Source organism: Asticcacaulis taihuensis, assembly GCF_900100255.1.
In the GTDB taxonomy this organism is placed as follows: domain Bacteria; phylum Pseudomonadota; class Alphaproteobacteria; order Caulobacterales; family Caulobacteraceae; genus Asticcacaulis; species Asticcacaulis taihuensis.
This window is the reverse complement of sequence record NZ_FMTS01000002.1, coordinates 366,049-379,971: the sequence shown is the minus strand read 5'-3', so window position 1 is coordinate 379,971 and position 13,923 is coordinate 366,049. Positions and strand designations below refer to the sequence as shown.

Sequence of the window (13,923 nt, the reverse complement as noted above, 5' to 3'; positions counted from 1 at the left end):
AAGATCAGCCTTTCGGCAGCCTCACCCCTTGGGATGCGCGGCGGCATAGGCGGCGAGCAGGTGTTCGGTGTCGACCTGGGTATATTTCTGCGTGGTGGACAGCGACACATGGCCGAGCAGTTCCTGGATCGAGCGCAGGTCGGCGCCGGAACCGAGCAGGTGGGTGGCGAACGAGTGGCGCAGGGCGTGCGGCGTGGCGCGGTCAGAAAGGCCCAGGCGCGAGCGCAGGTGCTGGATGCTGGCCTGGACATGGCGCGGGGAAAGCTCGCCGCCGCGTTTGGCGCGAAAAAGCCTGTCCTCCGGTTGGAGGACGAAAGGTTGCTGACGGCGATAGGTTTCCACCGCCTCGCGCACCGCCGTGATGACCGGCAGGACACGCATCTTGTTGCCCTTGCCGATGATGCGCAAGCTGTCGCCAAGCGGCGCATCTTTCACCTTGAGTGACAAGGCTTCGGAAATTCGCAGGCCAAGGCCATAGAGCAGCATACAGACGGCTTCGTCACGGGCATTTTCCCAATCATCCCGATCGGAATTCATTTGGGTTTCGTTGAGCAGACCCTGCATCTGATCGATGTTGAGTGGCCGTGGCAGGGTGGTTTTCAGGCGGGGGCCGCGCATCAGCGCCACCTGGGCATTGGGCCGGTCGAAATGCAGGTCGAGGAAACTGTGAAACGATTTGATGGCCGAAAGGTGCTGGGCCAGGGATCGCGCCGACAGGGGCTTGTTCTTGTTGCGCAGATGCGCCATCCAGCTCCGGATATCGCCGGAAGATACCGCCACCACATCGTCCAGGGTCAGATCGGTGCGCAGGGACTGGCCGAGGTGATCGAGATAACCACGCAGGGCGTGGGCATAGGCTTCCAGCGTATGGGCTGAACAACGCTTCTGGTCTTTCAGCCAGTTCACCCAGGCGATCTGGGCGTCGAAAAGGGTCAAAGGAAATACTCCCCTGCGCCGGGGCGGCTTCCCTCCCCGTCCTTACGGATGGTGAGGAGTGGTGAGAGGGCTTTCTCCTGGCCGAACCTCAGGGGGGCGTCGGGGAAGGAAGCCTCATAGACGCAGGGGAGCATCCTTGAATTTTGAATATAGGAAGGCATGTGGACAATTTTAAGGTCAAACCGTAAGGAATCCTTTACCCGGTTGATCGGGTTGGAAAAAATTACGGTAAAACCTAGCTGAGTACCGGCCAGCGGTCGGCGACGCGTTCCACCACGCGGGCGACAAAGGCCACCAGTTCGGCGCCCATGTCCGGCGAAAAGCCGTCAAAATCGTTGGAGCCGAATGCCACGAGACCCGGCCGGCCTTCGCGCCACAGGGCGATGCGCAACACGGCGGCCGACTTGACGCGTTTCACGTCGTCGTCAAACAGCACACGGCACACCCCATCCGGCCCGAGCAGGCTTAAGCCCGTTTCGCCGATGATGTAGTCAACGCCGCCGTAATCGAGCGTCTTCCAGCCGAGCGGCACGGCGCCGGTATCTTCCAGGGCGATGGTGGCGGCCACCAGCCCGAAGCGATGGCGCACCTCTTCATTCAGCCGACGGGCCAGGTCGGAATGATTTCGCGCTTCCATCAGGCTCAGGACCAGGCCGTGTGTCTGGCTCTGGGCATCGAAATTGGCGCGGGCGGTCATTTCAAGCTGGCGGCGAACGTCGAAATCCTTGAGCGCGCGGGCCTCCAGACGTGACAGGGCGGCCGGGCCGAAATCGATCAGATGTTTCGTCTTGCTTTGCAGGCCCAGCGTTTCCAGAAGGGCGGTATCGCGCCGGATATCATCGGCGTGTTCGATCAGGTAGCGGCGCATGGCCTGCCAGCTATCGAGATCAGGAAAGGTTATGCCGCCTTCGGTGCTCATGCCCTCACCATAGTGTGGCTTTGAGCGTCTGTGAAGCGGTTTCCGCTTCCGGCTATGACAAAGCGGGGGATTTCGTGTTAGACGCTAAAACCATGAGTCTGGCCGCCTCCGATTTGTTTGAATCTACAGAAAAAGTAACCTTAATCGCCAAGGTCGTCGTGCTGGCGCCGATGGCCGAGGCGCTGGATTATGCCGTGCCGGCGGGCATGGTTTTGCAGGCTGGCGAACATGTCATTGTGCCCCTGGGTCATGCGAAGGTGCGCGGCCTGGTGATCGGCTTCGAGACGCCGGAACCGGATGAGGATCTGTCACGCGTCAAGACGGTGGTGGCCAGGCTGGACGATCCGATCGTGCCGGAAGCCTCCTTGAATTTCTGGCTGTGGGCCGCCGGCTGGACCCTGACCCCGCCGGGTGTTTTTCTCAATGGCTGTATCCGGGCGCTGAAGATCCCGCGCGCTGCGCCGAAGCAGGGCTACGTTCTGACGGGGGAACAGCCCGCCCGCCTGACAAAGGCGCGGCAGGCGGTGCTTGATACGGCACTGGTGCCGATGGGACTTGGTGATCTGGCCCTGGCGGCGGGGGTTTCGACCGGCGTGGTCACGGCGCTGGAAAAGGAAGGCGTGTTGCAAAAGGTCGACCTGGCGCGGGAAGAGGTGTATCCGCAGCCTGATCCGGATTTCGCGCCTGCCCGCCTGAATGACTCACAGGCGGCGGCGCATCAGCTTCTGCAAATGGAGCAGGCCAAGCACGCCTTCGCGCCGGTCCTGCTCGATGGCGTCACGGGCTCGGGCAAGACCGAGGTCTATCTCGAAAGCGTCGCCGATGTCCTGCGCGCTGATCCCGAAGCCCAGGTCCTGATCCTTCTGCCGGAAATCGCCCTGACCCAGGCGGTACTCGGCCGGCTGGAAGCGCGCTTTGGTGTCGAGGTGGCGCAATGGCACGCCAATATTTCCAATGGTAATCGCCGACGCATCTGGGAAGGTGTGGCCTCTGGCAAGGTCCGGTTGGTGGTCGGGGCGCGTTCAGCCCTGTTCCTGCCCTATCGGCGGCTGGGCCTGATCGTGGTCGATGAAGAACACGACGGTTCCTACAAACAGGAAGAGGGAGCGCGTTATCATGCCCGCGACCTGGCGGTTTTCCGCGCGCGGCTGGATGGCGCCCTGGTCATTCTGGCCTCGGCCACGCCCTCACTGGAAAGCCTGACCAATGCCGAAAAGGGGCGCTATGCCTGGATCAGGCTGGAGCAGCGCCACGGCACGGCGGTCCTGCCGGATATCGCCCTGATCGACATGAAGGCGCATCCGCCGGAAAAAGGTCCGAACGGCGAAACGCGCTGGCTGAGCGACAGGCTGGCCGGAGACATTCTGGCCACCCTGAAGCGGGGCGAGCAGACCCTGCTGTTCCTTAATCGTCGCGGCTATGCGCCTCTGGTGTTGTGCAAGGCGTGCGGCGAGAAGATGACCTCGCCCAAGACCGATTCCTGGCTGGTCGAACACCGCGCCTCAGGCCGGCTGGTCTGCCACCTGACTGGCTTTTCGATGCGTAAGCCCAAAACCTGCCCGCATTGCGGGGCGCAGGATAGCCTCATCTCGGTCGGGCCGGGGGTGGAGCGCATTCTGGAGGAAGTACGTAGCCGGTTCCCGGAGGCGCGGGCCGAGGTCTTTTCCTCGGATACCACGCCGGATGCGGCCTCTTCGGCCTCGCTGATCAAACGGATCGAGGATAATGAGGTCGATATCGTCATTGCTACCCAGGCGGCGGCCAAGGGACACAACTTCCCGAACCTGACCCTGGTGGGGATTGTCGATGCCGATCTGGGCCTGAAAGGCGGCGACCTGCGCGCCGCCGAACGCACCTTCCAGCTACTGGCCCAGGCTACAGGCCGGGCGGGCCGCAAGCTGAAACCCGGCAAGGCGGTGCTGCAAACCTATGCGCCAGAGCATCCGGTGATGCAGGCGCTTCAGCATCAGGATCGGGATGCCTTCTACGCCTATGAATCTATGTCACGCGAAGTGGCGAAATTTCCGCCCTACGGCCGGCTGGCGGCGCTGATCCTGACGGCGAAGGACCAGAATCTGCTCAATAAATTCTCGCGCGAGCTGGCTCTGTTCATTCCCAATACCGAAGGCGTCGATGTCTATGGCCCGGCGGATGCACCCCTGGCGCTGGTGCGCGGGCAGTGGCGCAAGCGGTTCCTGGTGCGGGCGGACCGAAACCGCGATTTGCAGGCTTTCGTCAGCCATTGGCTGGCGGCGATCAAGCGGCCGAATGCCATCCGGCTGGTGGTCGATATCGACCCGTATAGTTTTCTGTGATAACGTTCCCGCCTCATCTGTTGAGGTGAACGTGACCGAAGACTTTCCCGAAGACAATCAAATGGATGCGGTTCAGTTAGCGAAGCTTGAAGCCTTGCGCGCCGCCCTGATTGAAGGGGAGGAAAGCGGCCCTTCGACAGAGTTTGATGTCGAAGCTTTTCTCGCTGAGATGCACGAAAAGCACTTACAAAAATTGCCGGAGTGAGCGCCGGCGATAGCGGTAGCGTGAAGTGACCACGAATATCTGTGTCATCTGTGGATACCTCTTCCTGCCTGAGGCCAGACTCGCTCGAAAGTCCGTTTTTGATCCACAGATGACACAGATATTCAGGGTAATCGCACGCTACCGCTATCGTCAGTGGATGATTGAAACAACTTAGGCCATCCGCCCCAGCCTGACCGCCTCCTCGCGCAGGGCAGAGTGTGACGGGAAGAAGCTTCCATCATTGGCGCCATCGCAATTATAGAGCATCGCCACAGTCAGTTGCTCGACCGGCAGGCTCAGCAACTGGCCGGTGAAGCCATTGATGCGGCCGCTGTGGGTGAAAAACGGCTGGCCGTCGATAAGGCCCAGCCGCATCCCCAGTCCGTAGCCTGGTGAATGGGTGCTTTCCCGGTCCAGGGCGAAGGCGCCATCCTTCAGCCGCACGGGAGTCAGCATTTCCGTCAGGCTTTCCGTCTTCAGAATCTTGCCGGTCATCAGGGCCGAATGCCAGCGGCAGAGATCGGCCGACGTCGAGCGCAGGCCGCCTGATCCGCCGGCGAAGCTGGCGGAAACGGGCCACACCTGGCCGAAACCATCACGCAGGGACCGATTGGCGCGGTGACCTTCGCAGATATCCGGATCGCCGACACTCAGCGGGTCAATGGCAGTGCGCGTCATGCCGGCGGGGCCGAAGAGGCGCTGGCGGCAGAACTCCGCCAGGGGCAGACCGCTCAGGCGCTCGACCACAATACCGAGCAGAGCAAAGCCGGTATTGCTGTAGACCCATTTCATCCCTGGCGGGCAGCGGAACAAGGGATCGGCGCCCTTGATGGCTTCCAGCAGGCCAGTTTGAGTATAGTCGTGCGTTTGCGCTGTCGTCAGCATTTCGGCATGGCGCCCGCTGAGATAATCATCAAGGCCGGAGGTATGGCTTAACAGTTCGCGCAGGGTCATGAGATCGGCGCGTGGGAAATCGGGCAGGAAGCGCGCCAAAGGATCGCCGAGGCTGAGCTTGCCTTCCTCCATAAGCAACAGTATGGCGGCGGCGGTGAACTGTTTGCTGATTGAGGCGATGCGGAAGCCCGTCCCGGCGTCGACCGGATGTTTCGGCGCAAATTGCGCATTGCCGAAGCCCGCGGAATAAAGCATCACGCCGGCCTTCATAACGCTCAGGGACAGGCCCGGCGTGACATGACGTTCGATCATGCTGCCGGCCAGGGCATCGAGCGACGGCCAGTTCAGCAGGGGCGGCGGCGGTGGGGGGGCGACCGGCTCGGCATGGGGCAATGACCGGTCCGGCAGGTGAACGGCCGCCTTTGGCAGCAGGGTCGCGCCGGCCCACAGGGTCAGCGCGCCACCAGTCAAACCAGTGCCGATGCCTGTCAGGACATCACGGCGCATCAAGAGGGCGCGGGGCGCAGGCTCGGTCATTCTGACTCCAAAATCGCGTCAGACCGATTGTTTGCCGATTTCAGCGCCCGCGTAAAGCTACCGGAGCAGTAAAATTAGTGGTGATCGCCGCTCTTTTTGGCCCGGCCACGCGCGAACATCTGCAGGGCCTCGATAAATGCGGCGAAGGCCATGGCGGCGTAAATGTAGCCTTTTTCGATATGGAAGCCGAAGCCCTCGGCAATCAGGACCGTGCCGATCATCAACAGGAAGCCGAGCGCCAGCATGACGATGGACGGATGGCGGTTGATAAAGGCCGAGATCGGGCCCGATGCCACGAACATCAGGAAGACGGCGACCAGGACCGAGATGATCATGATCGGCAGGTGATCGGTCATCCCGACAGCGGTCAGGATGGAATCAATGGAGAAGACAAGATCGAGCATCAGGATCTGGGCGATGGCGGCAGCGAAGCCCAGGCTCTTGCCCTGCGGCTTTTTGTCACCGTCTTCATCCTTGTGCTCGGTCGAGTGGTTGATTTCGCTGGTCGCCTTATAGACCAGGAACAGGCCGCCGCCGAGCAGGATGATGTCACGCCACGAGAAGCCGTGGCCGAACGGCCAGATCACCGGCTCTTTCATGCCGGCCAGGTGCGACAGGGTGAAGAGCAGGGCAATCCGCATCAGCAGGGCGCCGGACAGGCCGACAGCACGCGCCCTTGCCCGCATCGATTCGGGCAGCTTGTTGGTCAGGATCGAGATGAAGATCAGGTTGTCGATCCCCAGCACCACCTCCATGACGATCAGGGTCAGGAGGGCTGCCCAGGCGGCAGGATTGGTCGCAAGGGCGGTCAGGTCGGCCATGGTGTCTGGTCTCTTGGTAGGAGGGCTGAGGCAATTTCCATTATAAATAAGAGAATTAGGTCAACTCTCAAGGCGCCCAGGTCAACAAATCAGCGGGTCGCGTAACTTTGATCTCATAAGTGGACTTAAGCCTCAAGAATCTCGGCCTGTTTGGTTGCGATGGCAAAAACCCTATGCTAAGGAGCCCGCGGCTATAGCCAGCAGAGGCGCTTGTTTCAGCGCCCGTGAGCTTATGCCCATTATCCGAAGCCATGTTTTTGGCGTCGCATACGAAATTATTGGACACAGTTTAGGAATACGGTGTGAACGATCAATACCGAGAAACGGAAGCCGGCGAGCGCTATGCCCGTGCAGCCTTTGACCTCGCCCAGGATGGCAAGGTTCTCGACAAGGTGCATGGCGATCTGGCGAACCTGAAGGCGCTCCTGAACTCCAGCGCCGAACTGCGCGTTTTCGTCGCCAGCCAGGTCTATAAGTCGGACGTCAAGCTGAACGGTCTGCTGGCCGTCGCCAAAAGCCTGAAGCTCAATGCCCTGACCCAAAAGGCGCTTGGTGTTCTGGCGGGCAATGGCCGCATGGACCACCTGTTCCCCTTCATCACCGCTTTCAATAAGCTGTACGACGCCGAAAAAGGCATTGTCAGCGCGGAAGTGACCTCGGCTGTAGCGCTTTCTGACGCGCAGTTGGAAGACCTCAAAAAGACCCTGGCCAAAACGCTTGGTCAATCCGCCGAAATCAGCACCCGTGTTGATCCGGCCATCCTGGGCGGGCTCAAGGTCCGCGTAGGCTCGCGTCTCTTCGACGCTTCCCTCAAGACAAAACTCGATTCCCTTAAATTCGCCCTTAAAAAAGCGTAAGACCCCAAGAGACGAAAAATGGACATTCGCGCAGCCGAAATCTCGGCCATCCTCAAAGCTCAAATCGCCGGTTTCGGTGAAGAAGCCGACGTCTCCGACGTAGGTTCCGTTCTCAGCGTCGGCGATGGTATCGCCCGCGTCTACGGCCTCGACAAGGTGCAGGCCGGTGAAATGGTCGTGTTCCCCAAGGCCGGCGTCAAGGGCATGGCCCTGAACCTGGAAAAGGACAATGTCGGCGTCGTTATCTTCGGCGAAGACCGCGAGATCGCCGAAGGCGACGAATGCCGCCGCCTCGGCGAAATCGTCGACGTTCCGGTCGGCAAGGGCCTGCTCGGCCGCGTCGTCAACCCGCTGGGTGAACCGATCGACGGCAAGGGCCCGATCGTCTCGACCGAGCGCCGCCGTACCGATCTGAAGGCGCCCGGCATCATCCCGCGCAAGTCGGTGCATGAGCCTGTCCAGACCGGCATCAAGGCGATCGACACCCTGATCCCCGTCGGCCGTGGCCAGCGCGAACTGATCATCGGTGACCGTCAGACCGGCAAGACCGCCGTCGCCATCGACGCCATCCTGAACCAGAAGGCCGTCAACGCCGGTTCGGACGAGTCGGCCAAGCTGTACTGCATCTATGTCGCCATCGGCCAGAAGCGCTCGACCGTCGCCCAGATTGTCAAGGCCCTGGAAGAAAACGGCGCCCTGGAATACACCACCGTCGTCGTCGCCTCGGCTTCGGAACCGGCCCCGCTGCAATACCTGGCGCCGTTCGCTGGTTGCGCCATGGGCGAATATTTCCGCGACAACGGTATGCACTCGCTGATCATCTATGACGATCTGTCGAAGCAGGCCGTCGCCTATCGCCAGATGTCCCTGCTGCTGCGCCGCCCGCCCGGCCGCGAAGCCTATCCGGGCGACGTCTTCTACCTGCACTCCCGCCTGCTCGAGCGCGCCGCCAAGCTCAACGAAGAAAACGGCGCCGGCTCCATGACCGCCCTGCCGGTCATCGAAACCCAGGCCAACGACGTGTCGGCCTACATCCCGACCAACGTGATCTCGATCACCGACGGCCAGATTTTCCTCGAAACCGACCTGTTCTATCAGGGCATCCGTCCGGCCGTTAACGTCGGTCTGTCGGTGTCGCGCGTCGGCTCTTCGGCCCAGATCAAGGCGATGAAGCAGGTTGCCGGCGCCATCAAGGGTGACCTGGCCCAGTATCGTGAAATGGCCGCCTTCGCCAAGTTCGGTTCGGACCTCGACGCCGCCACCCAGCGTCTGCTGGCGCGTGGCGCCCGCCTGACGGAACTGCTGAAGCAGCCGCAATATTCGCCGCTGAAGGTCGAAGAACAGGTTGCCGTGATCTACGCCGGTACGCGGGGTTACCTCGATAACGTTGCTGTCTCCGACGTCGGCCGTTACGAAAAGGACCTGCTGTCGAGCCTGCGCACACGTCACGCCGACCTGCTCAACGCCATCCGCGACAAGAAGGCCCTGTCGCCGGAACTCGAAGAGCAACTGAAGACGGTCGTCGCCGACTTCACCTCCAACTTCGCTTAAGATCCAGAGAGTTAGTCACAAAAAATGGCAAGCTTAAAGGACATGCGCACGCAGATCGGAAGCGTCAAGGCGACGCAGAAGATCACGAAAGCGATGCAGATGGTGGCGGCCGCCAAGCTCAAGCGCGCGCAGGATTCGGCTGAAAATGCCCGTCCCTACGCGAAGCGCATGGCGGCGGTCATCGCCAACCTGGCCCGTGGCATCACCGGCGATTCCGCGCCGCAGATGCTGGTTGGCAACGGTTCGACGACCCATCAACTGGTCGTCGTGGCCACGGCTGACCGCGGCCTGGCCGGCGGGTTCAACTCGAACATCGTCCGCGCCGCCCGCGAATTCATCGCCCAGCAAACCGCCGCCGGCAACAAGGTCCGCCTCATCACCATCGGCCGCAAGGGTCGTGACCAGTTGAAGCGTCAGTTCGGCGACAAGATCGTCGAGAGCTTCGATCTGTCGGGCACCAAGGTGCTGACCATCGATGTCGTAGCCCCGATCGCCGACCTGATCGCCCGCGAATTTTCCGAAGGCCGCGCCGATGTCGTGACCCTCTTCTATTCGCGCTTCCAGTCGGTCATCGCCCAGGTGCCTTCTGCCAAGCGCCTGATCCCGGCCGATGTCGATCTCTCCGCCCTGGAAGACACCCATGGTGCGGTTTACGAGTACGAGCCGTCCGAGGAAGAGCTTTTAGAGACGCTCCTGCCGCGTAACCTGTCGGTGCAGCTTCTGGCGAGCCTGCTGGAGAACAATGCCGGCTTCTACGCCTCGCAGATGAGCGCCATGGATAACGCCACGCGCAATGCCGGCGAAATGATCAACGCCATGACCCTGAAATATAACCGTAAACGCCAGGCCCAGATCACGACCGAACTGATCGAGATCATCGCCGGCGCCGAAGCCCTTTAAGGATACGAACCCATGTCCGCACCCCAAAAGATTACTGCCGCTACCGGCAAGATCACCCAGATCATCGGCGCCGTCGTCGACGTGTCGTTCGACGGTGGCATGCCCGCCATCCTGAACGCCCTGGAAACGACCAACACCGCCACCGGCGCGCGCCTGGTTCTGGAAGTCGCCCAGCACCTCGGTGAAAACACCGTCCGCACCATCGCCATGGACGCCACTGAAGGTCTCGTCCGTGGCCAGCCGGTCACCGACCTCGGCACCCCGATCACCGTTCCGGTCGGTCCCGCCACGCTCGGCCGCATCATGAACGTCATCGGCGAGCCGATCGACGAAGCCGGTCCGATCGAAACCAAGTTCTTCAACCCGATCCACGCGGATGCGCCGGCATTTGCCGATCAGGCCACCTCGGCCGAACTGCTCGTCACCGGCATCAAGGTCATCGATCTGATCTGCCCTTACGCCAAGGGCGGCAAGATCGGCCTGTTCGGCGGCGCCGGCGTCGGCAAGACCGTTACCATCCAGGAACTGATCAACAACATCGCCAAGGCTTATGGCGGCTACTCGGTGTTCGCCGGCGTCGGCGAGCGTACCCGCGAAGGCAACGACCTCTATCACGAAATGATCGAGTCGAAGGTGAACGAACACGGCGGTGGCGGCACCTCGCGCTGCACCCTGGTCTACGGCCAGATGAACGAGCCTCCCGGCGCCCGCGCCCGCGTCGCCCTGACCGGCCTGGCCCAGGCCGAATACTTCCGCGACGTCGAAGGTAAGGACGTGCTGTTCTTCGTCGACAACATCTTCCGCTTCACCCAGGCCGGTTCCGAAGTGTCCGCGCTGCTGGGCCGTATTCCGTCGGCCGTGGGTTATCAGCCGACCCTGGCCACCGAAATGGGCCGTCTGCAGGAACGCATCACCTCGACCAATAAGGGCTCGATCACGTCTGTTCAAGCGGTCTACGTCCCTGCTGACGACTTGACCGACCCGGCCCCGGCCGCTTCGTTCGCTCACCTGGACGCCACCACCGTTCTGTCGCGTTCGATCGCCGAACAGGGCATCTATCCGGCCGTCGATCCGCTCGACTCGACCTCGCGTATCCTTGATCCGCGCGTTGTTGGCCAGGAACACTACGAAACCGCCACGCGCGTCCAGGAAATCCTCCAGCAGTACAAGGCGCTGAAGGACATCATCGCCATCCTCGGCATGGACGAACTGTCGGAAGAAGACAAGGCGACGGTTGCCCGCGCCCGTAAGATCCAGCGCTTCATGTCTCAGCCCTTCCACGTCGCCGAAATCTTCACCGGTACGCCGGGCGTGCTGATGTCGATCGAAGACACCATCAAGGGCTTCAAGGGTATCTGCAACGGTGACTACGATCACCTGCCGGAAGCCGCTTTCTACATGGTCGGTACCATTGAGGAAGCCATCGCCAAGGCTGAAAAGCTGGCCGGCGAAGGTAAGTAATCATGGCCGATACGGATAAGCTGCATGTTTCCCTGGTGACGCCCGAACGCGAACTGTTCGCGGGCGAGGTCGATCAGGTCGTGGCGCCGGGTGTCGAAGGTGAATTCGGCGTGCTGGCGCACCACGCGCCTTTCATGACCACGCTGGCCGAAGGGGATGTCACCATCCTTGACGGCGTGACGAAGCGCGTCTTCCAGGTGCGCGGTGGCTTTGCCGATGTCAACGAGGACGGCATGACCATTCTGGCCGAACACGCCAATGAATACGGCGAAAACGTCCACTGATTGAGTTGAGTGGTGAGAGTTAGAAAGCCCGCCGGAGTGATCCGGCGGGCTTTTGCGTCGATCAACCCCTGTTCAGCAGGGTGAAGCCGCCGAAGATCAGGCGCTTGCCGTCAAAGACCATTTCCATATTCTCCGGACTCATGCGCGGATCGGCCATGACCTTTTCGTTGCCAGCATCACGGGCTGCCCTGGAGGGCCAGGTGACCCATGAAAAGACGACCACTTCATCCGGTTGCAGCTTTACGGCCATCGGGAATGAGGTGACCTTGCCATCGGGCACATCATCGCCCCAGCATTCGATCACTTCCAGGGCGCCATGGTCGCGCCAGACCTCTGCGGCCTTCTTGGCCATGGCCAGATAGGCGTCTTTATCGGTCTTGCGAACAGGAATGACAAAGCCGTCGATATAGGTGGTTTCACTCATGGTGCGCTCCTTTTACGAACGCATCCTTATCGCATCGCGCCTGTCAGGAAGAGGCAGCAGGGAAAACACGATGACGTGAAGTCAGACCAGCGTACGCAGTTCGGCGATCACCTTGCGGTAGCTGTCGCGCTTGAAGTGGACCACGCGATCGATGACAGAATCGAGATCACACCATTCCCAACGCGAAAACTCCTGCTCGCCATGGGTCGTCAGGTTGACCTCGGAATCCTGGCCGGTAAAGCGATAGGCAAACCAGATCTGCTTCTGGCCCTTGAAATTCTTGCCGATCCGCTTGTTGGCCAGGACTTCCGGCGGAAAGTCATAGACGATCCAGTCTTTAGTCCGTCCGAGAGGGGTTACGGAGCGAATGCCGGTTTCCTCATAAAGCTCACGCAGGGAAGCGGCTTCCAGTTCCTCGCCTTCGTCCACCCCGCCCTGCGGGAACTGCCAGGCATAATCGCCGCTCACGCCAAAGCGATGCCCGATCCACACCTTGCCTTCGGCATTGAAAACGACAAGCCCGACATTGGGGCGATACCCTTCCGGGCCTTTGTCTGTAGTGGTCATTGGTGGGTCATTGCCGAGGCGGGCGCGAGCTGTATCCCCTTCGCATCCAGACCTTGCGTCCATTTAAGCGCCACGGCCAGGGTTACCGGGTAGGCAAAGCCGGTGCCAAGCGCTGATCCGCGGCTCTTGGCGGTAGCTTCCAGGCCGCCCAACTGGGCAAAAATGGCGGTCGAATTGATCTGGTTGTCGATGATGCGGTCGGCCGAGGCACGACCCCAGGCGCCAGCCAAGCCGCGCGCCTGCCCGTCGTCTATGAAGCTGACGCCGCGGTTCTTGAGGTTTTGCAGGAAGACCGTGGTGCCGGCCTTGTCCTTGAAGAATGCGCCGCCCTGATAGTTTGAGACGGCGAAATAGCCGCTGGCGCGCGAGAGCGCCCAGTTCAAGTGGCCGATCAGGTCGTCGGTCCGGGCATTGGCTAGCAGGGTCTGCGGGCCGGGGTCATTGTCCGGATAATTGGTCGGCTGCATCGGGACTTCGATCATGACCTCATGGCCGGCGGCGCGCGCCTGGTCGATCCAGCCCTGGAGTCCGGAAACATAGGGCACGAAGGATAGCGTGACCTGCGGCGGCAATTGCTCTATGGCCTGCTTCGTGGTGGCCGGGTTCAGGCCCAGCCCGCCGACGACAAGGGCCACCATCGGCCGGCCGTCGCCCTTGAACGGGCGGGCATAGGCCGAGGCCGGGGTCTGGCCGTTGGGCGCGATAATCGGCAGTGGACCATTGTCGGTCGTCTGGGTAAGCCCGGCGATCGGTGCCGGGGGCAGGGGAGAGACGGTGAATTTCGGCGCGGGCATAGTCCCTGCGGCGTCATCTCCCGGCAGGGTGATCACGGCCGTGCCTTGGACGGGTGACGCATCGGGATCGGTGAAGGTATCGGCGCTGGCATCGCCGAAGAGGCCCAGACTATCGAGCGTGAAGGACTGCATACCGGCCTGGCTGTCGCCTGTGGCGGCGTGCGCGCTGGCGACCTGGGCCTTGTCCTTGGCGAGATTGATGCGGACCGAGGGCGAAGCCGCGTCGGGGTCACCCGCCAGATTCAGGAAGGCGAAGGCAGCGATGGCGAAAACGGCCAGTGCCGAAACCGGCGCGACATAAGGCTTTTTGAAGGTTTCCACAATCCGCCCGGCCCAGATCTTCGGCAGTTCACGCATGTGCGGACGGGCGCCGCGTGGCGGATCGAAGCGCGGGCGGCCGGGCAGGTCGGACGAGGGCTTTGGCTTGGCAAACATGGGGTTTGGCGAACGGGGTCCGT

General features: G+C 61.6%; 13 protein-coding genes and 1 pseudogene. 7 read left to right on the top strand and 7 right to left on the bottom strand.

Annotated features, from left to right (window positions below; all coding sequences use genetic code 11):
* Positions 1-21: 21 nt before the first annotated feature.
* Together BLO49_RS08540 and BLO49_RS08535 are read right to left on the bottom strand one after the other, a co-directional pair.
* Positions 22-936, bottom strand: a complete 915-nt coding sequence (locus BLO49_RS08540) for a tyrosine recombinase XerC (RefSeq protein ID WP_090647032.1) — start codon at positions 934-936, stop codon at positions 22-24.
* A gap of 235 nt (positions 937-1,171) precedes the next feature.
* Positions 1,172-1,855: a DUF484 family protein gene (locus BLO49_RS08535; RefSeq protein ID WP_090647029.1), complete on the bottom strand. Its 684-nt coding sequence runs from the start codon at positions 1,853-1,855 to the stop codon at positions 1,172-1,174.
* A gap of 92 nt (positions 1,856-1,947) precedes the next feature.
* Between BLO49_RS08535 and BLO49_RS08530 the strand changes: the two genes are divergently transcribed.
* Both BLO49_RS08530 and BLO49_RS18595 read left to right on the top strand, forming a co-directional pair.
* Positions 1,948-4,170 carry a primosomal protein N' gene (locus BLO49_RS08530; RefSeq protein WP_090647027.1) on the top strand — a complete coding sequence of 741 codons (2,223 nt, stop codon included), beginning with the start codon at positions 1,948-1,950 and terminating at the stop codon, positions 4,168-4,170.
* 79 nt (positions 4,171-4,249) lie between these two features.
* Positions 4,250-4,375 (top strand): annotated as a pseudogene (locus BLO49_RS18595) (type II toxin-antitoxin system ParD family antitoxin); the annotation flags it as partial.
* Positions 4,376-4,546: 171 nt separating this feature from the next.
* On the opposite strand, the gene BLO49_RS08520 reads toward BLO49_RS18595, so the two are convergent.
* Together BLO49_RS08520 and BLO49_RS08515 are read right to left on the bottom strand one after the other, a co-directional pair.
* The gene (locus tag BLO49_RS08520) at positions 4,547-5,806 is read right to left on the bottom strand and encodes a serine hydrolase domain-containing protein (RefSeq protein ID WP_245678947.1); all 1,260 of its coding nucleotides are present in this window, start codon (positions 5,804-5,806) and stop codon (positions 4,547-4,549) included.
* Positions 5,807-5,880: 74 nt separating this feature from the next.
* Positions 5,881-6,627 (bottom strand): TerC family protein, encoded by a 747-nt coding sequence (locus BLO49_RS08515; protein ID WP_090647018.1) that lies wholly within the window; start codon positions 6,625-6,627, stop codon positions 5,881-5,883.
* A gap of 302 nt (positions 6,628-6,929) precedes the next feature.
* On the opposite strand from BLO49_RS08515, the gene atpH reads away from it, so the two are divergent.
* The 5 genes from atpH to BLO49_RS08490 are packed head-to-tail and all read left to right on the top strand — an operon-like array spanning position 6,930 to position 11,680.
* Positions 6,930-7,484 carry an ATP synthase F1 subunit delta gene (gene atpH, locus BLO49_RS08510; RefSeq protein ID WP_090647016.1) on the top strand — a complete coding sequence of 185 codons (555 nt, stop codon included), beginning with the start codon at positions 6,930-6,932 and terminating at the stop codon, positions 7,482-7,484.
* A gap of 18 nt (positions 7,485-7,502) precedes the next feature.
* Complete coding sequence (atpA, locus tag BLO49_RS08505) at positions 7,503-9,035, top strand: F0F1 ATP synthase subunit alpha (RefSeq protein ID WP_090647013.1); 1,533 nt, start codon at positions 7,503-7,505, stop codon at positions 9,033-9,035.
* Between the two features lie 24 nt (positions 9,036-9,059).
* The gene (locus BLO49_RS08500; RefSeq protein ID WP_090647010.1) at positions 9,060-9,935 is read left to right on the top strand and encodes a F0F1 ATP synthase subunit gamma; all 876 of its coding nucleotides are present in this window, start codon (positions 9,060-9,062) and stop codon (positions 9,933-9,935) included.
* Positions 9,936-9,947: 12 nt separating this feature from the next.
* A complete protein-coding gene (atpD, locus tag BLO49_RS08495; RefSeq protein WP_090647008.1) occupies positions 9,948-11,396 on the top strand; it encodes a F0F1 ATP synthase subunit beta in 1,449 nt (482 codons plus the stop codon).
* A gap of 2 nt (positions 11,397-11,398) precedes the next feature.
* Positions 11,399-11,680 (top strand): ATP synthase F1 subunit epsilon, encoded by a 282-nt coding sequence (locus tag BLO49_RS08490; RefSeq protein WP_090647005.1) that lies wholly within the window; start codon positions 11,399-11,401, stop codon positions 11,678-11,680.
* Between the two features lie 61 nt (positions 11,681-11,741).
* On the opposite strand, the gene BLO49_RS08485 is transcribed toward BLO49_RS08490, so the two are convergent.
* From BLO49_RS08485 to BLO49_RS08475, 3 genes are all read right to left on the bottom strand, one after another.
* Positions 11,742-12,104, bottom strand: a complete 363-nt coding sequence (locus tag BLO49_RS08485) for a DUF1428 domain-containing protein (protein WP_090647004.1) — start codon at positions 12,102-12,104, stop codon at positions 11,742-11,744.
* A gap of 81 nt (positions 12,105-12,185) precedes the next feature.
* Positions 12,186-12,671 (bottom strand): RNA pyrophosphohydrolase, encoded by a 486-nt coding sequence (locus BLO49_RS08480; RefSeq protein ID WP_090647002.1) that lies wholly within the window; start codon positions 12,669-12,671, stop codon positions 12,186-12,188.
* The gene (locus BLO49_RS08475) at positions 12,668-13,900 is read right to left on the bottom strand and encodes a divergent polysaccharide deacetylase family protein (RefSeq protein ID WP_090646999.1); all 1,233 of its coding nucleotides are present in this window, start codon (positions 13,898-13,900) and stop codon (positions 12,668-12,670) included. Before BLO49_RS08475 ends, BLO49_RS08480 begins: the two co-directional genes overlap by 4 nt.
* Between the last annotated feature and the right edge of the window lie 23 nt (positions 13,901-13,923).